This is a genomic window from Deinococcus koreensis (assembly GCF_002901445.1).
GTDB classification, from domain to species: Bacteria; Deinococcota; Deinococci; order Deinococcales; family Deinococcaceae; genus Deinococcus; species Deinococcus koreensis.
Window position 1 is genome coordinate 2,362,501 of sequence record NZ_PPPD01000001.1, and the last position, 19,453, is coordinate 2,381,953.

Genomic DNA, 19,453 nt, shown 5'->3' on the forward strand with positions numbered 1-19,453 from the left:
GCCACCTGAGGATTCAGGCAGGCCTGCGACAGCGTGGTGGCGACGCCGTAGGCGAGATCGACCCCAGCCCCGGGCAGCGGATGCCAGGCCGCGATGTGGAGCGGCCAGAGGTGCCGTTGCCGGGAGCGGCCTCCCTGGGCATCGATCACCAGCACCCGGAGCCCGCTGGCCCCCAGATGGGCCGCCAGCGCCGCGACGACGGCGCTGGCGCCGGCCCCCTGCGCCTCGGTGGGGGCGCAGACGACCACGGTCGCCTGGGGGGCGCGCGCCAGCAGGGGCATCAGCTGCAGCCGCAGGTAGCCCAGGGCGCCCAGGAACGCCCCGGTTCGGCTGGAGGCCACGGGGCCCTGGCCCGGCAGGGGCAGCTCCCCCAGCACCCGCAGCCTCAGCGCCTCCAGATCGGCCGCGCCACGAACCCGGCGCTGGAAGCGGTGCAGCAGCAGGGCCGCGCCACTGCTGCCCAGCAGGGCCAGCAGGCCGGCCAGCGCCGCGTCCCGCGAGGGCCGGGGGGCCAGCGGGGTGGTGGGGGTCACGGGCTGCGACACTAGCGTGAGGGTGCCGGCCGCCGACGATTCGAGCAGTCTCAGCTCCCAGATGTTCTGAATCACCTGAGAGCGTGCGGCGCGCCCGGCAGGATCCCGGCCCGTGGCGCCCAGCTGCGCTTCCAGGGTCTGGCGGGCCCGGGTGTACCGCTGACGGGCCCGCTTCGAGTCCCAGGCCAGGAGCGACCGGGCGCCCAGGCCGGCCAGGGTTTTGGCGGTCTGGGGCGAGCCGGCGCGTGCCAGGATCTCGTAGACCCCGCGCTGCTGCTGGTCGACCCGGGAGCGGAGCCGCAGCAGCCCGAAGCGCTGGGCCTTGACCTCGGCGCGCAGATCCGCGGCCAGGGCCTGGATCTCCGGTACCGGCAGGCTGGTGCCCGGCAGCCGCCGGATGATGTCCTCGACCAGTTCGGTGCTGTGCAGCACTTCCTCGACCGCGCCCGGAGTGACGGGCGGCGCCCGAACCGAGAATTCCGCCGCCGAGTCGCGCCCGCCGCTGACCGACATCAGGCTGGTCGCTGCCTCGTAGACCCTCGGCTGCGCTCTGGACGACAGGTAGACCCCGGCCGTCGCCGCCACGGTGGCCAGCCCGATCCACAAGGCGAAGGGGCGCAGCCGGCGCACGAGCTGCCCCAGCTCGATGTCGTCCCGCTCGGCGGCGGGGCTGACGGGGGTGAAGGGCGGCTCGGTGTCCGGGGGAGGCACAGTGTCCAGGGGAGGCACAGTGCTCATAGTAGACACGCTCAGCGGAGGCGCAGTGTTCATATCCGGCGCAGTGTGGATGCCAGTCGCAGTGTCCATACCCGGCACGGTGCCTTTATCCGGCAGAGTGGCTCCATCCGGCACGGTGTCCATGGGGGGCGCGGCCTCAGTCGGAGCCTCGGTGGTGACCGGACGCATGGTCATGACAGACGGCATGGTGCTCGTCGCAGAGCCAGGAAGCGGCGCGGAAGAAGGTTCAGCCAGGGTCGTGGCGCCCGGATATGGGCCGCCAGGCGTGACCTGAAGCACTCCGGCTAATACCTTCAGCGCCCTGCTCACAGCCTCCTCACAGCCCCTCGGAGTCGGCGGCCGCGCGGCGCAGGGCGGGTTCCTGACCCCGTGAGCGGGCCGCGAGGGCGCCCAGCCAGGTCTGCGACACATTGCTCCAGACCACGCCCAGCACCCCGGCCGCCGAATCTGGCACGGCGTCCGGCACCGTGCCGAGCGTGCCCCCCCGGTTCTCGGTGTCGTCGACCAGCAGCAGCAGGCTCCGGCGTCCGCCGCCCAGCAGCGCCGCGTCCTGGGAGACCGACAGGGCCGGAGCGTCGATCAGCACGGTGTCGTAGGCCTCCCCCCAGCGGGAGAGCAGCAGGTCGAGCTGTTCCACCTGGGCGAGCGCGAAGGCGGCGCGTGGGGTGTCCGGGCCACCCAGCAGATCGATCCCTGGAGCCACGTTGCGCGCCCGCGCGCCCTCCGGGGCGAGCAGCGCCTCTGCCAGCGTCGAGGCGGGCGGCGCCTTGTCGCTGGCGCCACTGAGCGGCTGCCAGCGCGGCTCGACATTCCACAGCTGGGCCTGCGCCGGATGGGGCTGCGCGTCGATCAGCAGCACGCGCTGTCCGGTCTCGGCGAGGCTGCAGGCCAGCAGCGCCGTGACGGTGCTCTGATCCGTGGTGGGGCGCGGCGCCGTGAGCACCACCCGCCGCGTGCCCGGGGGCAGCTGGGCCAGCAGGTTGCTCCGCAGCAGGCTGACGGCGCGGCGCAGCGAGGCCGGCCAGCTGGCGATAGGCTGCGCCGCCGACTGATTGAGGTGCAGTTCGGTGGGCCCGAAGCGGGGCAGCCAGCCCAGTTCGGGAACGCCCCGGAGCGGCCGGCCGCGGCCACGTGCCCGTCCCGTTGGCCAGAGGGCGGCCAGCACGGTGCCCAGCAGGGTCGCCAGCACGAAGGTCAGCACCGTGCGGCGCAGGGGCGAGGCCGACACCGGCCGGGCGGGCGCCACCGCCGACGCCAGCGGGGACAGGGTGCCGCTGGCCGCCTCCTGCACCTGCTCCAGCTGCGCAAGCCGGTCGCTGGCCCCCTGCCGGGCCTGGAGCAGCGCCTGGCGCCGCCCGATGTCCGGCGTGGCGGCCAAGCGGCGATCCACCGAGGCGAGGTAGCTGCGCAGGCTGCGCTGCAGGCGGGTCACGCTCTGCACGGCGCGCGCCTGATCCCAGGCCAGCAGCGCGTCCACCGCGGTATCGGCCAGCACCTTGGCCTCCTGCGGGCTCCCGCCCCGGGCCGCCACGATGTAGGTGCCGCCCTGCTGATCGTTGAGCTGCGCCCGGACGCCCAGGCGGGCGAAGTCCTGCTCGCTCAGCTCGCGGCGCAGATCGGCCGACAGGCGGGCCACCGTGTCGGCGTCCAGGCCGCTGCGGCGCAGGCGGATGATCATGTCCTGCACCAGGGACTGGCTGTGCAGCGCCTGTTCGACCGCGCCGCTGGGCAGGGCCGGGGCCGTCGTGACCACCGAATCGGCCGTCTCGCCGGGAGCCGCCATCAGGCTGCTCACCGCCTGATACTGGGGCGGCTGACGGGCCAGGGAGGCGTAGGTGCCCAGGGTCAGCAGCGCCGCGCCGCCCAGGATCAGCGGCGCACGGGACAGGAAAGCATTCAGGAAGCGCTGAGCGCTCCAGTCGGGTGGGGTGTGGGGACGGGCAGGAAGCAAGTGATACCTCGGCAAAGGGGCGGGACAGAAGACGGGACAGCGGACGGGGCAGACGCGGGGTGGGCAGGGTGCAAGGGTGGGTGAGTCTGGCACGGCCAGGGGCGGCCGCGATCTGACCCCAGGTGTAGCAGCCCAGGCATAACGGGAACATCAACGTGGAGGGTGAAAACGGGTGCCCCAGACCGGGGGTGGGGGGAGGTCACCCTGGCGGCTGCCCGGTGATGTCGGGGGTGGCTGGTGCCCGCCGGCCTCCACCTGCACGGCCTGCGTCCGGACTGCCAGCATCCGGACTGCCGGCGCCTCGTGGGGCCGCGTCCGGGGCCGCCGTCGCCGGGCTGGTCAGGGGCCGGCCCAGCACCTGCTGGTAGACCTCCAGGGTCTGGGCAAACATCCGCGTGAAGGTGAACTGCTCCAGAAAGACCTCGCGGCCCCGGTCGCCCAGCCGCTGACGCTCCTGCGGCGAGCCGATCAGCCCGGCCAGGGCGAGGCGCAGCGCGTCCACGTCGGCGGGCGGCACCACCCGGCCGGTCACGCCGTCCTCGACCGATTCGCGCACCCCCCCGACGTCCGAGGCCACCACCGGCAGGCCCGCGCGCATGGCCTCCAGGATGGAGCGTGGAAAGCCCTCCCAGTGGGTGGCCAGCACGAAGATCTGGGCCGATCTCAGGCGCTCGGCCACGTCGCTGCGGGCGCCCAGGAACTGCACCCGGGCGGCGAGGCCCAGCTCGGCGGCCAGCGCCATTGTCTGGGCTTCCAGGGGGCCGTCCCCGATCAGCTCCAGCGTCCAGGGCAGGGTCTGCAGGCCGGCCAGGGCGCGCAGCAGGGTGGCGTGATCCTTCTGCTCCTGGAAGCGCGCCACCATGACCAATGTGGGGGGGGCGTGCTGCGGCCGGGCCAGGGCGTCGCCGGACAGCAGCGGCATGCCGTTGTGCACCGTGACCAGCCGGTGGGCCGGGGCCACGCGCCGCCGCAGGGCGAGCTGCCGGTCGTGCTCGGAGACCGTGATGATCCGCCGGCTCAGGGGAGCGAGCAGCCGCTCGGCCAGCGTGTAGAACCGCCGCTGACTCTCCGGCACGCCCTCGGTGAAGGCCCAGCCGTGCGCGGTGAACAGCGCCGGCACCCCCAGCGAGCGCGCGGCGAGGCGGCCCAGCAGCCCCGCCTTCGAGGAGTGCGTGGACACCAGATCGGGCCGCAGTTCGGCCAGCACGCCCCTGAGCTCCAGCAGCGCGCGGCCCTCCTGGCGGGGGCGGATCTCACGGGTCAGGAACTGCAGGCTGCGAAAGGGGATACCGGCGCGCTCCAGCTCGGCCGTGTAGGCGCCCGCACCCCCGACGACCACGGTGACGTGGTGGCCCAGCGCCATCAGCTGCCGGGAGAGGTCGCGCACGTGGATGTGGGCGCCCCCCACCGAATCTCCACGGGTGATGACGAAGACGATCTTCAGTCCTTGCTCCTGCTTCATTCCTGGCTCCCGGCCGGGGTCTGCCGGCGACGCAGCACTCCTGCGTAGATCTCTTCCCAGTCGTTCAGCACGCTGTCCAAGCCGAAATGGCGTTCGATGTGGTCGCGGGCGGCCTCGCCCATCTGTGTCCTGTCGTGGGCCGGAATCGCCATCAGACGGGCCATCGCCGCGGCCAGGGCGGCCGGGTCGTTCGGGGGCACCAGCAGGCCGCTGCGCTCATGCAGCACGGCGTCCGGCACGCTGCCCACGGCGGTGGAGACCACCGGCAGCCGCGCCGCGCCGGCCTCCAGCAGCACCATCGGCAGGCCCTCCCAGGCGGAGGCCATCAGGTAGCCGTCGGCGCCGGCGAGCAGCGCGGGGACGTCCTGGCGGGCGCCCAGGAAACGCACCCGCTGGGCGAGGCCCAGCGCCTGCGCCTGGGCCCGCGCCGCCTCCAGACCCCGGCCCTCGCCCACGATGTCCAGCCGCGCCCCCGGCCAGTCGGCCGAGGCCTGCGCGAAGGCCCGCAGCATGGTCGGATAGTCCTTGGCCTCCTCGAAACGTCCGACCGCGATCCACGAGAAGGGGCCGGCCCTCCCGGTGCTGGGGGCGTCGCTGCCGCTGTCTACCGACATGGCGGGCTGGTCATGGGCGGGCCGGTCATGGGGGGCCCGGTCACAGGTGGCCCGGTCGAAGGCGGCCAGATCCAGTCCGTTCGCCACGTAGCGCAGCTTGCCCGCCGGCGCGGCCCGGGTGTCCAGATAACGCTGCAGGGCCAGGCGGCTGACACTGGTGGTCAGGTCGCACAGCCCGTCCGTGAGGCGGTAGGCCTGCAGCGACCAGCGCCCGCCCTCGCGCACCGAATGACCGGTCGAGATCAGCGCCGGCACCGGACACAGCAGCCGGCTCAGGCGCGCGAGCAGGTTGGCATGGACGAGGTGGCTGTGCAGCACGTCCGGGCGGACACGGGCGCTGGCGCGGGCCACGCCCAGCACCGCCCGCAGCAGGCCGGCCCGGCCACGAATGTTCAGCGACTGCACGTCCAGGCCGTCCTGGGCCGCCAGCTGCGCGACCGGCCCGGGGGGCGCGAACGACAGGATCTGCACCTCATGGCCGCGCCGCCGCATCCCGCGCGCCAGGCTGAGCACCTGCATGTCGGCGCCGCCCAGGCCCATGCTGGTGGAGACGTACAGGATCTTCACCGTGTTCGCTCCACGCTCTGCGTTCGCTCCACCAGGCTGTCGACCAGTCTGTTCACGGCGCCCTCAGGTGTCCTGCTCGCTGGACCGCCCGAGCAGGCGGCGCACGGTGCGCTTGGCCCCGGTGGGCAGGTAGCCGTAGACCAGCCGGCCCAGCGGATAGACGTAGCTGGACGCGGGCAGCCGCAGCTGGCGGATCGCCTGCACCTGCACGCGGGCCAGGCTGCGCTGGCGCTTCATGTAGCTGAAGTTGCGGTGCCAGTAGCTGGCGGCGTAGACGTAATGCTCCCCCAGCACCTCGGGCAGGTTCGCCAGCTCCCAGCCGCCGCGCGCCATGCCGATCCACAGCGCCAGATCCTCGATGTCGTCCTGCACGGGGTAGCCGCCGGCCTGCAGCCACGCGGCGCGGCGGAACATCACCATGGTGTGCGCGAAGGGGATGGAGCGGGCCATGGCCCGGCGCAGGCCGGCGTGATCCGTGGGCGGCTGGCGCACATAGCGTTCGGCGCGGTTCTCGTCGATCAGCACGTAATGCGCGCCCACCACGCCGACCCGGGGGTGGGCCTCCAGGAAGCGGCTCTGCTGGAGCAGCCGCTCCGGGTAGCTCACGTCGTCGAAATCCTGGATGGCGATGTACTCGCCCCGCGCCTCCCCGACAGCCCGGTTCAGGGCCTGCGCCCGCCCCAGGCGCCCCGGCGAGAGCACCCGCACCCGGGGATCGCGGGCGGCCAGCTCGGCCAGCAGGCGAGGCGTCGCGTCGCTGGAGCCGTCGTCGAGGATGATCCATTCGAAGTCGGTCAGGGACTGGGCCAGGATCGACGGCGGAGACTGGTCGAAAAACCGCTCGCCGTTGTAGACGGTGGTCACCACGCTGACCTTGATTCCAGGACGGGGGTCGTTCATGCCGGGCCTTCCTTTGCGGGGTCGTGCTGCGGCGCGGCGGGGCCTGCCCAGGCCCCCGGCAGCGCCGCCGGGCGGCTCAGCCGCACCGAACACAGGGCGAGGGCGGGCAGCACCCAGGTGAGCTTGCGGTGGTTCCAGGTCAGCGTGAAGGTGCCCACCGCCAGGCAGGCCAGGCAGGCCAGCCACATCGGGCGCAGGGAGCCGCGCATCTGAAGGACACCCAGCAGCAGGGAGATCAGGTACAGGCTGAACAGCAGCGCGCCGACCACGCCTTCCTCGACCGCCACGGTGATCAGGGTGTTGTGCGCCACGATGGCCTGCCCGAAATAGGGCGCCAGATCGTCGGCGAAGCGCCCCACCCCCAGCCCGAGGATCGGCGAGTCGCCGGCCAGCGTCCAGGCGGCTTCCCAGATGTCGCGCCGGTCGTTCAGGTTGCCGCTGGTGAGCTCGCTGCCGATGGTGCTCAGGCGCGCCACCGAGTCCGGCGCGAGCTGCGTGGCCGTCCAGACGCCCAGGCCCAGCGCGGCCAGCAGCCCCAGCCGGGCCGCCGGGCGGAAGCTGGCGGTGAACCACACGTCGTGCAGCACGTACAGCAGGCTGAAGGCGTAGGCGATCAGGGCGGCGCGGGAGCTGGTCAGCACCAGCGGCGCCAGACAGGCCAGCGGGTAGCTCAGCAGGGCCCACCGCAGGGCCGGCAGCCGCACCTGTTTGGCCGTCCACCACGCCAGCGGCACCGAGAGCGAGAGGATCAGCCCGAGGTCGTTGGGGTCGAAGTTGCCGCCCGAGTAGCGCTCGTAGAAGCGCACGGGCTGCTGGCCCAGGAAATTCACGATGGTCAGGACGACGCCCACGTAGGCCCCGGCGACCACCGAGACCAGGGCGGCGATCAGGTGCTGGCGCGTGCGGACCTGATCCCACAGCAGCAGCACGATCACGCCCAGCTGCAGGCTGGTGATGGCCGTTCCGAACGACGACTGCAGATCCAGCCGCACGAAATAGCTGGCCGCCGTGTACAGCAGGTACGCCAGCATCAGCGCCAGCGTGGTCGTGAGCTTCGCGATGCGCCCCCGGCCGAGCAGCGCCAGCAGCCAGCCCAGCACGGCCAGCCCGCCCAGCAGCCGGCCGACCGTGCCCAGGCCGCTGACCAGCACGGCGTTTTCCCAGGACAGGCTGAAGAGGAACAGGCAGGTCAGCAGCAGCGGCCCGAGCACCAGCAGGGAGCTGGAGCGGAGGCTGGCGCCCGCCGCCGTGGCCTGTGCGTGACCTGGCGCACCGGAGGTCATAACAGCAGCTCCAGGTAGCGCTGGGCGGGGTAGCTCATGCCGAAGGGCCGGAGGTCGGCGGCGGGCTGACCGCCGGCCTCCAGCGCGGCCAGGATGCCCTGGGAGAGCGCGCCCACATCGCCCACCGGCACCAGCGTGCCGCTGCGGGCGCGGGCCAGGATCTCGGCCGGGCCGTGCGGACAGTCCGTGGAGACCACCGCCGTGCCCAGCGCCAGGGCCTCGATTAAAACCGTGGGCAGCCCCTCGTAGCGCGAGGAGAGAGCGAACACCGCCGAGCGGGCCATGTAGGCGTAGGGGTTGCGCAGGTGTCCGGGCAGCCAGACCTCGTCCTGCAGCCCCAGTTCGCGGATCAGCTTTTCCAGGGCGGGCCGCTCGTCGCCCTCGCCCAGGATCGCCAGCCGCGCGGGGCGGGTGCGGCGCAGCTGCGCGAAGGCGCGGATCAGGGTGGCGTGATCCTTCTGGTAGATCAGCCGCCCCACGCCCAGAATCACGGGCGGCTGTCCCGGCGCGAACCAGGGATGGTCGACGGCCTCGGCGCCCATCTGCTCCAGGTCGGGCGCGATCACCGGGTTGTAGACCACCTCGATCTGACTGCGCCGCCGCCCGGTGACCCGGCTGAAGTCGTCTGCCACGCCCTCGGAGACGGCGATCACCGCCCCGGCCAGCGGATAGATGCGCCGCACCAGGGTCGGGGTCAGCCGGTCGCGCCAGCCGCTCGCCTGCGCGATCTCCCGCGAGAGCGTGTTGTGGATGGTCACGACCATGCGGGTCGGCACCCACGCCAGCTGCCGGGCCACCAGGGCCACGATGTTGGCGTGGTCGAGGGCGCTGAGCAGGGCGTGGGGCCGCTCGCGGCGCAGGTAACGGATCAGGCCCGGCAGGCTGCGGAGGGTCTGCGCGCTGCCGAGATCCACCACCCGCACCTCGGGCGGCAGGTCGTCGAGGTAGATCCCCTCCGCCCGGGCGAGCACGAAGTCCACCGGATGGCCGCGCTCGACGAAGCCGCGCGCCAGGTTCACCATCACCCGTTCGGCGCCGCCGGGGGTCAGGGTGGGCATGAACAGGGCGATGCGGCGGGCCTCGGCCGGCTCCGGGATCGTCACGACAGCCCCCAGAGGTGCAGGCCGCGCCGCCGGTTCCACCAGTGGCGCAGCCGGGCCCGGTCGCGACCACTCAGCGCCATGTAGACCACCACGTAGGCCCCGGCCCCCGCCGTGATCTGCCCCAGCAGGGCCAGCGGGCCGCGCCCCCCGGCGAGCAGCAGTTCGGCGCCCAGCAGGGCCAGCGTGCCGCCCGTCACGGCCAGCACGTTGGGCAGCCGCACCGGCACCGGGAAGGTGCGCCGTCCCCACCACCAGCTCAGGAGCAGCGCCACCGTCGCCGCGACCACCGAGGCGTAGGCGCAGCCCATGTAGCCGGAGGCCGGAATCCACAGCAGGTTGAGGCCCACGTTGATCCCGGCGGCGATCAGCACGACCCAGACCTGACGGCTGGTGTGCTGCCCCAGCTGGAAGCTCAGATCCAGGTGGAAGGATTTCAGGCCCATCAGCAGGGCGCTGAGCGAGACCCAGGGAATCAGGCGGGTGGCGGCCTCGCGGAAGTCCGGGCCCAGGGCCACCTGCGCGATCTGCGGCGCCAGCAGGGCCAGGCCCACCGTGGCCGGCACCGCCAGCGCGACCAGCATCGAGCCGTTGTGGGTCAGCTGCGCGCGCGCGGCGTCCGGGCCGTGGTCGTTCATGGCGCGCACGGCCAGCGGATAGGCGGCCAGGTTCACGATCGCCATCAGCATGCCCAGCGACTGCTGCGCGAGGTCCATGCCTACCGCGAAGACCCCGGCGTCGGCGCTTCCCCGCAGCCAGCCCAGCAACAGCCGGTCCGAGGTGCTCAGGATGAAGGCGAAGGCGAAGGTCAGGGTCAGCGGCAGGCCGTAGCGCAGCAGGGTCTGCATGGTCTCGCGCTCGGGGCGCAGGCTGGCGGCGCCGCGCCACTCGCGGGCGCTCCAGAGCAGGGCGGGCAGCGTGGCGCCCAGCAGCAGCCCCAGCAGCCGCCCGGTCGAGCCCAGGCCCCAGCGCACCAGCAGCACGCCGGCCCCCAGCGAGAGCAGGGCGCGGGCCAGCGAGAGCAGCCCGAAGGTCACGGGCCGCAGCTGGGCGCGCAGCAGCTCCAGGGTCAGCTCGAACCACACCTGCCCCCAGGTCAGCGCCAGCGCCAGCGCCACCAGCGGCCGCAGCTCGGGCTTCAGGAACAGCAGGCTCAGGAGACCCAGCACGCCGGTGGCCGCCACGACCAGCAGGTAACCGCTGACGATGGTTCGCAGGAAGGCCCGGCGCTCCTGCGCTGCGCTGGGCAGGTAGCGCAGCAGGCCCAGGTGCAGCCATTCGAACAGCACCGAGTTCAGCAGCCCCGAGATGGCGATCACCAGCGCGTACTGTCCGTATTCGGTCGGGCTGAGCAGGTGGCTGAACACCGCCAGCGCCACGAAGTTCAGGGCGCCGGGCACCCCGCGGGCCAGCGCGTAGATCAGGCTGTGGCGCAGCAGCGTCATCGGCCGATCCTGAACAGCTTGTTCCGCAGCCGCAGCAGCGCCCGCCGGGGCGAGGCGTCCAGGATCAGCGATTTGCCGTCCACGGCCGCCACGAAATCGTCGCCGTCGGGCTGCAGGTCCAGGTGGTGCATCCCCACGGCGTTCCAGCCCGGTGGGGGCGCGCCGGACAGTGGAGAGCCGGCCGCGGAAACGCCGGGCGGCCCCAGCAGCGGCTGCGGCACCTCCTGAACGAGCGTCTCCCGGTAGCCGTGGGCGCCCAGCTCGATGCGGTAGAGCCAGACGTCCTCGCCGTACACCTGCCCCTGGCGCTGCACCGGCCGGTACCACTGGCCGCCCAGCCGGAAGATGCGGCCCGCCGAGCGCAGCCGCGTGGGGTCGGCATCCGACTGGGCCGGCACCGGTGTCCAGGGCCCGCGCAGGCCGGCGGCGCAGTAGACCCGGGGCCGGGCCGAGTGGGCGGTCGAGGTCACCAGCCACCACTGGCCGTCCGGGCCGTCCTCGTGGAACAGCGAGGTGTCCACGAAGGCCTCTCCGGCCAGCAGATCGCCCACCTTCTCCCAGCCGAGCGGGAAGGCCGTGGCGCGGTACAGGCTGACCGTGGCCCGCTCGCTGGTCTCGGGCACCATGTAGGTCTCGCCTCCGTGCTCGAACACGTAGGGGTACGAGAGGTGACAGCGCTCGCGCAGGGCCACGCCGTCGTAGCTCCAGTGTTCCAGGTCGCTGGAGTGGGCCACCGAGAGTTCGCCCCAGCCGGTCGAGAGGTTGAGCACCTCGAAATACAGGTAGAACGCGTTCCCCCGCCGCAGCAGGAAGGGGTCGGCGATGTATTCGGCCACGGCGTCCGTGACCAGGTCGCGGGTCAGCACCGTGCGCCAGGGGTGCTCCCTGAGGCCCGGCAGTCCGCAGGGGCGGCCCAGCGCGATCATGTATTCGTGGCGCAGCAGGAGCCTGGACAGCGGCAGCCGGCTCAGCAGCCGGCTCAGCGGCGAGAGCTGCTCACGGTTCAGGCGGCGGCGGGCGGGCAGGGTCAGGCTCATGCGCCCTTCCCGAGCAGCCTCATCCCCTGGCGGGCCAGCACGTAGGGGCTGGTCAGGGCGTGATACTCGTAGCGCCTGTCCATGCCGAACGACAGCTTGAACTCGTCGATGCCCCGGGACGGATGCTGGGGGTCGTCGAACAGGCCGCCCGCGTCGTACAGGCGGATGCCCAGGCTCCTGAAATACAGCATGTCGAACCAGATCAGCGCGCGGTTGAGTTCGGAGATCAGCCTGGGATTGAAGGCGCCGCCGCTGCGGGCCGCCGTCGCGCCGTACAGCGCGCGGGCGCGGCGGATACCGTCGATCAGGTGGGTGTTGGCCGAGACGACCTGCCCCTCCACCGTGATCTGGCTGATACAGCCGGAGCGCTCCGTGAGGGCCCAGTTGGCCTCGCTGACCGGATGCCCGAACTTCTCGATGTTGAACTCGTCGATCAGCCGGCGGGCCTGCGGCAGCTCGCTGGGAAGCGCGACGCTGAATTCGTGTTCGGTCTTGAGGGCCTGGCGCACGCCGTAGCGGCAGGTGCGGCTCAGTCTGGCCATCAGCTGGTCTTCGGACAGCGTGAGGTCGGCCACCGCCGTGCAGAAGCTCCGGCGGTGGACGACCCGGTGCCCGTAGCGCTCCATGAACTCCGGACTGCCCTGCCGGATCATGGTGAGGGGAGAGCGCAGGTTCGCGACCTCGGCCACGTCCCTGGCTTCCGGGAACCAGACCACGCTGTAGGGCACCAGGGCGCTGGTCTTGCGGGTATGGATCACCGGGCCACTCCGCTGCCCACGGCACGGCCCACAGGCTGAGGCTCGTGCCGCAGCCAGGACGCGAACGCCTGACAGCCGGTTCCGAAGTCCACCTGGGGCTGAAAGTCCAGCAGGCGCCTGGCCTTGTCCAGGCTGGCCCAGGTCTGCGGCACGTCGCCGGGCTGCATGGGCATTTCGCGCCGCCGGGCGCTCACGCCCAGGGTCTCCTCCAGCACGCCGATCATCTCGGCCAGGCTGACCGTGCGGTTGTTGCCCAGGTTCACGATCTCGTAGTCGCTGCCCTGATACTCAATGGCCGCCTGAATCCCCCGCACGATGTCGCTGATATGGGTGTAGTCGCGCCGGGTCGAGCCGTCGCCGAAGACCGGGATCGGCTGGCCGTCCAGCAGCAGCCGGGCGAACTTGTGGATCGCCAGATCCGGGCGCTGCCGCTCGCCGTACACGGTGAAAAAGCGCAGCCCCACGAAGCGCATGGAGTACAGGTGGGCGTAGACGTGGCCCAGCAGCTCCCCGCTGACCTTGGTGCTGGCGTAGGGGCTGATGGGCGAGAGCACGTGGTCTTCCTCGCTCCAGGGCACGCGCGGGTTCACTCCGTAGACCGAGGAGCTGGAGGCGAACACGAACTGCCGGACGCCGAGTTCGCGGGCCAGTTCCAGCAGGTTCTGGGTGCCGCGCACGTTCACGTCCTGGTAGGTCGCCGGGTCGGCGATGCTGGGCCGTACCCCCGCCTTCGCGGCGAGGTGCACCACGGCGTCGTAGGGCCCGCTCAGCTGGGCACGCAGCGCCGGCAGATCGCGGATGTCCAGCTCACGCAGGGTGTAGTTCGGGTGCGGGCGCTGCCCGGCGACGTTGGCTTCCTTCAGGGCGCGCGGATAGAAGGGGTCGAAGGAGTCGACCGCCGTCACCTGCCAGCCCTGCGCCAGCAGCACGTCGACCACATGGCTGCCGATAAACCCCGCTCCCCCCGTGACCAGCGCGCGCCTCACCGTGCCCTCCCGGAATGTCCAGGGATGACGCGGGGCGCAGGAAGGCCGGTAACGGGGCCAGCAGCGGGACTGGCAGCGGGGGAGCAGGGGGCAGTGGGACGGGGAGTGCACATGGGGAAATCCTTTCGGGCGGGGGGACGGCGAGGCCCGCCGGAGACGTCAGCGGGCGCCGAACCCGGTCAGGATGGTCTGCAGCGTCTTGAACACGATCCGCACGTCCAGCCAGAACGACAGGTGCTTGATGTAGAACACGTCGTACCGCAGTTTGTCGATGGTGGTGCCGGTGTCGGCGGCGTAGCCCTGCACGACCTGGGCCCAGCCGGTGATGCCGGGCCGTACCCAGTGCCGCAGCGGGTAGAGCCGGATCTCCTGGTTGAACCGCTCCACGAAGGTGCCCTGCTCCGGCCGGGGCCCGATGATGCTCATGTCGCCGCGCAGGACGTTCCAGAACTGGGGCAGCTCGTCCAGGCGGAACTTGCGCAGGAAGTGGCCGACCCTGGTCACGCGGGCGTCGCCCTGCACGGCGAAGGCGGCGCCTCCCCGCTCGGAGTCGATCCGCATGGAGCGGAACTTGACCATCCGGAAGACCCTGCCGTTGCGGCCCACGCGTTCCTGCCAGAACAGGAGCGGGCGGCCGGAGTCGATCAGCACGGTCAGCGCGACCAGCCCCGCCAGGGGCAGCAGCACCGGCAGGGCCAGCAGGGTCACCAGCCGGTCGAGCACCGCCTTGACCAGCACGTAGGAGGACAGGAAGGGCACTTCGCCCAGACGCGCTCCGTGCAGATACTCCACCGAGACCCGGCCGCTCAGTTCCTCCTGCAGGCTGGCCACCGTGCAGGTCGGCACGCCCGAGGCGTAGGCGTGCATCAGCAGTTCGGCCCACTCCCCCGAGAGGGCCTGGTGCGGGTCGATCAGCAGCTCGTCGAGTTCCTGCAGGGCCACCTGCTGCGGGGTGGTCAGGAGCACGTAGCGCACGTCCGGGCCCTGCGGCAGCACGGACTCCATGCCGGGCAGCACGCCCACGACCATGGCCGGCGCGAAGCGGCGCATCAGGAAGCGGCTCACCAGCATAATCAGGCCCCAGCCCAGCGTGACGACCACCAGGAACTTGATCGCGCTGGACGCGTCGATCAGGGCCAGGACGACCAGGCTGATGATCAGGGCCGCCAGCGGAATCATGATCGACTCGTAGTAGCGGTAGGAACCCAGGCCCGCGCGGCGCCCCCGGATGGCGCCCCAGGCCACCCAGGTCGACAGCAGCCAGTTGCTGTAGGTCAGCATGATCGACCCCGCCGGCACCATCAGCTGGGCCGCGAGCAGGCCCAGGATCACCGGTGTGGTGACGTCCACCAGGCTGAGCAGCGCCAGCAGGTGCGAACGGTAGAACGCCTGTCGTGTCGGTTGGAGCCGTTGACTGACCATGGGGGCCTCTGTCCTGGTGAAGTCGCCCGGAGTGCGCTGGGGAAGACTGAGCGCCGCTCTGGCGGAGGGGAAGCTCCGGCGGGAGCAGGGGGAGCCGTGATCTTCGGCAACCCGCTGCCAAAGGGGGGGGAGGGGGGGGAGAACGTGGCAGAGACGGCGTGAGGGGTCGGCGCTGGGCAGAAGGCTGGTCAGACCAGGCCACAGGGCCCCGTCCGAGCTGATCTTGGCTGAATCTTTACTGTATCTGCGAAAAGATGAGAAAACGCTTAAAAATCAGAGCCTGCAGGTGCCAGAAAAAAGACGGGAAAAAGCTGAATAGGGTTCTCTGGGCGTCATGAAAAGCGGTCGCTTCGCCGGGCGATTCTCGTCCACACAATCCTCCACAGGTTGTTTAATTTTCCCATGTTCAGCTCATTGTGCGCTGGAACGGTGGACGCTGTATAGAATTTCATAGACATCCTGCCGACCTCACTTTAACCAGTCGGGTTGAACAGTTTGTGAGAAATTGTACAGCCGGTCGCTCGGCAGCGCCAGCGAATGTGGTGTGCAGATGGAGGGTTTCCCGGGTCACCCTCCGATGAGGGGGAGATAAAGTTCTCATGTCGGGGGGGGTCATCTCCCCATCGGATGAGCCGGACAGCTCCGCCGATTCCCCGCGCTGGGCCGCGCATGGAGAGGGAGGCAGGGAAGCGCGCGGCGACCGACGAGTCGGAGACGACGGGGGGGTGGAGACTGCCGGCCCTGGGTGGGCCCCGCGCAACAGGCGAAGCCCAGGAACCCACAGTCAAAATCCCCGCACTGGGCGGGGATGTCTGGTGGCGCACCCTGCAGGATTCGAACCTGCGACCGACCGCTTAGAAGGCGGTTGCTCTATCCAGCTGAGCTAAGGGTGCCTGAGGTGGGGCGTGGGGCTGAACAGGAAAAGCTCCCGCGGGGGGAGCTTCAGGCTGGAGCGGGATCACGGATTCGAACCGAGGCCAGAAGCTTGGAAGGCTGCTGTGCTACCACTACACCAATCCCGCTGGTGCTGCGCGCCCCGGCACGTGCCGGGATGATGGTCGAGGCGACTGGATTCGAACCAGCGACCCCTTGGTCCCAAACCAAGTGCGCTACCGGCCTGCGCTACGCCTCGTTCCCACGCGCGTTCAGGACTATAGCAGATGGGAAGTGGAATGTGCATGGGAGCGCCCGCCGAGCGCTCGGCGTATCCTGGCCGCATTGTGAGCGACGGTGTGGCGGCGGGGCGGCGGCTCAAAACCTTTCTGGATCTGGTGAAGTTCGAGCACACGGTCTTCGCGCTGCCCTTCGCCTACGCGGGGATGCTGCTGGCCAGCATGCAGCTGCGCGGCACCGGCTGGCCGGGCTGGCACACCCTGCTGTGGGTCACGGTGGCCATGGCCTCGGCCCGCACGGCGGCGATGGGGGCGAACCGGGTCATCGACCGCTTCATCGACGCCCGCAACCCGCGCACGGCCGGGCGCGAGGTGCCCAGCGGCAAGGTGTCTCCGGCGCAGGCCTGGGCCCTGGTCGCGCTGAGCCTGCTGGTGCTGACCTACGCGGCCGCGCAGCTGGGCCCGCTGTGCCTGCTGCTGATGCCCCTGGCGGTGGTGTTCCTGATCGGCTATCCGTACACCAAGCGCTACACCTGGCTCTGTCACCTCTGGCTGGGCGTGACCGACGGCGCGGCGGCGGCGGGTGGCTGGATCGCGGTCACCGGGGAATTCGCGCCGGGCGCCTGGCTGCTGTGGGCCACGGTGATCTTCTGGATGGTCGGCCTGGACGTGATCTACGCCACCATGGACTACGACTTCGACCGCGCCAACGGCATCCAGAGCATCCCCGCGCGCTTCGGCATCGCGCGGGGGCTGCAGATCGCCGCCGTCAGCCACGCGCTGACCTTCGTCTGCCTGCTGGCTGTGGGCGTGGTCACGGGGGCCAGCTTCTGGTACGTGCTGGCCGCGCTGGTCATGGGCGGCATCCTGCTGTACGAGCACCGGATCGTCAATCCGCACGACCTGGGACGGGTGAACGTGGCCTTCTTCGACGCCAACATGTGGCTGGCCCTGACCATGCTCGTGGGCGTGATCGTGGACGTGACATGGCGCACCCTGACCTGAGGGAGGCGCTGCTGGCGCCGGCGCAGGCCTTCCAGGCGGGTGAGGAACATCAGGCACTGGGCCTGCTGGGGCGGCTGGTCGAGCAGGCCGGGCCGGACACGGTCGAGTGGGCCAGTCTGGAGCGCCTGCGCGGTCTGGTGCTGATCCACGTGCTGCGCGAGGTCGAGGGCACCTTCGCGCTGGAGCGGGCCGACCCCGTGCTGGAGCGGGCCGGCGCCCCACGGCCGACGCTGGCCTGGCTGGCCGGGCCTGACGAGGCGGAGGGAACCTGAGGGAGCCGCGGGGATGGGCGCCGGGGGGCGTGGGGGCGGCGCCGCCTGCCGGTTCGCTAGAATCACCGCGATGCGCTCCTCTCCCGCCCGGATCGTTCCCCTGGTCTGCTCCGGTCTCCAGGCCGTTCTGGAGGGCGCTGCCCGCACGCCGGAAGGCGCCCGCCCGAGGAGCGCCCGGTGACCCTGGAGAGTTCCGAGCAGGAGTTCACCACCCGTTTCGCCGAGTTCGCGGCCACCGGTATGGTCTACGCCCAGGTCGAGGGCAGTCCGCTGCTGGAGTTCGCCTCGGGCGGGCGGGTGCTGTATCTCTTCGACCGCTGCGGGCCGTACAGCGCCCGGCCGGGCCCGGCACGCGTGGTCGTGCACGGCGTGCTGGAACAGATCGGGCCGGTGCCAGACGGTACCGAGCGCACGGAACTGCTGTCGGTGAACGGCGTGTCCAGTGTCGAGGGGCGGGGGCGGGTGGTGGCCAGCCTGCGGGGCACCTGGGTCGTGCAGGCCCGCCTCCCGCTGGTGCTGTCCGCCTTCGGGGAGGCGCCCACGCTGCAGGTCGGCGACTGGGTGGCCTTCCGCACGCTGCCCCCGCTGCACGGCTTCCTGCTGGGCGGCGCCGAACAGCGTCCGGCCTGAAGGGGGTCAGGACACCCTGCCCTCCGCCACTCTCTTCGCGAGCCCCAAGCACAACGGCCGACCCTCCATCGGCCAGCACTTCATCCAAGCTTTAATTAAGCGTTCCATGAAGAATCCTCTATGAATTGCTTCATGCCTGCGGCATGATGAGGCATTCCCATGCCCAAGTTGTTGCCCCTCCCCAGCGCCAGCGCCGAGACCTCCACGGCCTGTCTGGTGCTGGTGGATCTGGTCGCTAGCACTGCGCTCGCCCAGACCCTGCCCCTGCCTCACTACATGGCCCTGATGTCCGAGTTCGTGCAGGTCATGGTGCTGAGCTTCGAGGCGCGGGGCGGGCAGGTGCTGCAGCATCAGGGAGACGCGGTGCTGGGGTACTGGGAGGCCGATCAGACCGTGCAGGCCTCCCGGGCCGCGCTGGAATCCCACGACCGCGCGGGGCGGCTGGGTCTGGCGGGTCTGCTGGGGGTGCGACTGCAGCTGCGGGCCGGGGTGGCCAGCGGCGAAGTCCTGACCGGCATGGTGGCGGGACAGCGCAGCGCGTACGGCCTGCCGGTGAATTACGCCCGGCGCCTGTGCGACGGCGCGCAGCCGGGCGGCACCCTCGCCTGCTGCCGCGTGGTGCGCGAACTGAGCGCACAGCTGAGCTGGAAAGCGCGTCCACCACAGGAGTTTCAGGGCTTCGGTACGGACTGTGAAGCCTTCGAACTCGGCTGGCCCACGGACGGCGCGGGGCAGATGCACATGAAAGTTGATTAAGCACCGCGACCGTATTCTCATGAGAGCCGTCCATACACTGCGGCCATGGAACGCAAGCCACTGGTACTCGTCATTGAGGACGAAAAAGACATCGCCCGCTTTATCGAGCTGGAATTGGCCGCCGAGGGCTACGCCACCGAAGTGGCCTTCGACGGCGTGACCGGCCTGTCCAAATTCCGTGAAGTCAACCCCGACCTGGTCATCCTGGATCTGATGCTGCCCGTGCTCGACGGCCTGGAAGTGGCCCGCCGCATCCGCAAGACCAGCAACACCCCGATCATCATCCTGACGGCCAAGGACGGCATTCAGGACAAGGTCGAGGGCCTGGACTCGGGCGCCGACGACTACCTGATCAAGCCCTTTTCCATCGAGGAACTGCTGGCCCGGGTGCGCGCCCACCTGCGCCGCGTGAATCCGGCGGTGACCGGCGAGGTGCGCGTGGCCGATCTGGTCATGAACCTCGACGGCCGCGAGATCTTCCGGGGCGGGCGGCGCGTGGAGCTGTCGGCCAAGGAATTCGAACTGCTGGAACTGCTGGCCCGCAACCCCGGCAAGGTCTTCTCGCGCTTCGAGATCGAGGAGAAGGTCTGGCCCGAGTACACCGGGGGCAGCAACGTGGTGGACGTGTATATCGGCTACCTGCGGCGCAAGCTCGAGGAGGGCGGCGAGCGCCGGCTGATCCATACCGTGCGCGGCGTCGGCTACGTGCTGCGCGAAGAGTAAGCAGAGAGAACACGCGCCTGACCGGCCGCCGTGGCCCCCCCGCGTTCCGCCCCCATCTGGCCGGGCGGACGCCTGCTTTTGCCCACGAGCGCCGGCCCATGCTCATGTCCGGGCCGCTAGACTGCCGGGCGTGAGTGCCGATTCCTTCGCCGTGTTCCG

At 71.0% G+C, this 19,453-nt stretch carries 17 protein-coding genes and 3 tRNA genes (1 of these 20 cut by a window edge); 5 read left to right on the forward strand and 15 right to left on the reverse strand.

Features of this window, described 5'->3' with window-relative positions:
- From CVO96_RS11175 to CVO96_RS11245, 15 genes are all read right to left on the reverse strand, one after another.
- Positions 1–1,271, reverse strand: partial view of a chromosome partitioning protein gene (locus tag CVO96_RS11175; protein ID WP_103312303.1) — the 5' portion only. Its footprint begins 532 nt before the window's first position; only the first 1,271 of its 1,803 coding nucleotides appear in the window; the start codon lies at positions 1,269–1,271; its stop codon lies beyond the left edge, outside the window.
- A gap of 316 nt (positions 1,272–1,587) precedes the next feature.
- Positions 1,588–3,222, reverse strand: a complete 1,635-nt coding sequence (locus tag CVO96_RS11180) for a P-loop NTPase family protein (protein WP_103312304.1) — start codon at positions 3,220–3,222, stop codon at positions 1,588–1,590.
- Positions 3,223–3,421: 199 nt separating this feature from the next.
- Positions 3,422–4,684: a glycosyltransferase family 4 protein gene (locus CVO96_RS11185; RefSeq protein WP_207795299.1), complete on the reverse strand. Its 1,263-nt coding sequence runs from the start codon at positions 4,682–4,684 to the stop codon at positions 3,422–3,424.
- Positions 4,681–5,865 carry a glycosyltransferase gene (locus CVO96_RS11190; protein WP_103312305.1) on the reverse strand — a complete coding sequence of 395 codons (1,185 nt, stop codon included), beginning with the start codon at positions 5,863–5,865 and terminating at the stop codon, positions 4,681–4,683. Before CVO96_RS11190 ends, CVO96_RS11185 begins: the two co-directional genes overlap by 4 nt.
- A gap of 63 nt (positions 5,866–5,928) precedes the next feature.
- Positions 5,929–6,765: a glycosyltransferase family 2 protein gene (locus CVO96_RS11195; RefSeq protein ID WP_103312306.1), complete on the reverse strand. Its 837-nt coding sequence runs from the start codon at positions 6,763–6,765 to the stop codon at positions 5,929–5,931.
- On the reverse strand, positions 6,762–8,048 hold the full coding sequence (locus CVO96_RS11200) for an O-antigen ligase family protein (RefSeq protein ID WP_103312307.1): 1,287 nt from the start codon (positions 8,046–8,048) through the stop codon (positions 6,762–6,764). Before CVO96_RS11200 ends, CVO96_RS11195 begins: the two co-directional genes overlap by 4 nt.
- Positions 8,045–9,151 carry a glycosyltransferase gene (locus tag CVO96_RS11205; RefSeq protein ID WP_207795300.1) on the reverse strand — a complete coding sequence of 369 codons (1,107 nt, stop codon included), beginning with the start codon at positions 9,149–9,151 and terminating at the stop codon, positions 8,045–8,047. Before CVO96_RS11205 ends, CVO96_RS11200 begins: the two co-directional genes overlap by 4 nt.
- Positions 9,148–10,593, reverse strand: a complete 1,446-nt coding sequence (locus CVO96_RS11210; protein WP_103312308.1) for a lipopolysaccharide biosynthesis protein — start codon at positions 10,591–10,593, stop codon at positions 9,148–9,150. The genes CVO96_RS11205 and CVO96_RS11210 overlap by 4 nt, the downstream gene beginning before the upstream one ends.
- Entirely contained in the window at positions 10,590–11,630 is a 1,041-nt protein-coding gene (locus CVO96_RS11215; protein WP_103312309.1) for a glucosamine inositolphosphorylceramide transferase family protein, read from the reverse strand. The genes CVO96_RS11210 and CVO96_RS11215 overlap by 4 nt, the downstream gene beginning before the upstream one ends.
- Entirely contained in the window at positions 11,627–12,388 is a 762-nt protein-coding gene (locus CVO96_RS11220) for a hypothetical protein (protein ID WP_103312310.1), read from the reverse strand. The genes CVO96_RS11215 and CVO96_RS11220 overlap by 4 nt, the downstream gene beginning before the upstream one ends.
- The gene (locus CVO96_RS11225; RefSeq protein WP_103312311.1) at positions 12,385–13,374 is read right to left on the reverse strand and encodes an NAD-dependent epimerase/dehydratase family protein; all 990 of its coding nucleotides are present in this window, start codon (positions 13,372–13,374) and stop codon (positions 12,385–12,387) included. Before CVO96_RS11225 ends, CVO96_RS11220 begins: the two co-directional genes overlap by 4 nt.
- Positions 13,375–13,533: 159 nt before the next feature.
- Positions 13,534–14,796, reverse strand: a complete 1,263-nt coding sequence (locus CVO96_RS11230; RefSeq protein WP_103312312.1) for an exopolysaccharide biosynthesis polyprenyl glycosylphosphotransferase — start codon at positions 14,794–14,796, stop codon at positions 13,534–13,536.
- A gap of 816 nt (positions 14,797–15,612) precedes the next feature.
- Positions 15,613–15,689, reverse strand: a tRNA-Arg gene (locus CVO96_RS11235).
- Positions 15,690–15,744: 55 nt separating this feature from the next.
- Positions 15,745–15,818: transfer RNA gene (locus CVO96_RS11240), tRNA-Gly, on the reverse strand.
- Between the two features lie 33 nt (positions 15,819–15,851).
- Positions 15,852–15,928, reverse strand: a tRNA-Pro gene (locus CVO96_RS11245).
- A 40-nt stretch (positions 15,929–15,968) separates the two neighbouring features.
- On the opposite strand from CVO96_RS11245, the gene mqnP reads away from it, so the two are divergent.
- The 5 genes from mqnP (at position 15,969) to CVO96_RS11270 (ending at position 19,294) form a co-directional block, all read left to right on the forward strand.
- Positions 15,969–16,913 carry a menaquinone biosynthesis prenyltransferase MqnP gene (gene mqnP, locus CVO96_RS11250; protein WP_423739378.1) on the forward strand — a complete coding sequence of 315 codons (945 nt, stop codon included), beginning with the start codon at positions 15,969–15,971 and terminating at the stop codon, positions 16,911–16,913.
- On the forward strand, positions 16,895–17,185 hold the full coding sequence (locus tag CVO96_RS11255; protein WP_103312313.1) for a hypothetical protein: 291 nt from the start codon (positions 16,895–16,897) through the stop codon (positions 17,183–17,185). The genes mqnP and CVO96_RS11255 overlap by 19 nt, the downstream gene beginning before the upstream one ends.
- A gap of 177 nt (positions 17,186–17,362) precedes the next feature.
- Complete coding sequence (locus CVO96_RS11260; protein ID WP_103312314.1) at positions 17,363–17,815, forward strand: hypothetical protein; 453 nt, start codon at positions 17,363–17,365, stop codon at positions 17,813–17,815.
- Between the two features lie 159 nt (positions 17,816–17,974).
- Entirely contained in the window at positions 17,975–18,571 is a 597-nt protein-coding gene (locus CVO96_RS11265) for an adenylate/guanylate cyclase domain-containing protein (protein WP_103312315.1), read from the forward strand.
- Positions 18,572–18,616: 45 nt separating this feature from the next.
- Entirely contained in the window at positions 18,617–19,294 is a 678-nt protein-coding gene (locus CVO96_RS11270) for a response regulator transcription factor (RefSeq protein ID WP_010887388.1), read from the forward strand.
- The last annotated feature ends 159 nt before the right edge of the window (positions 19,295–19,453 follow it).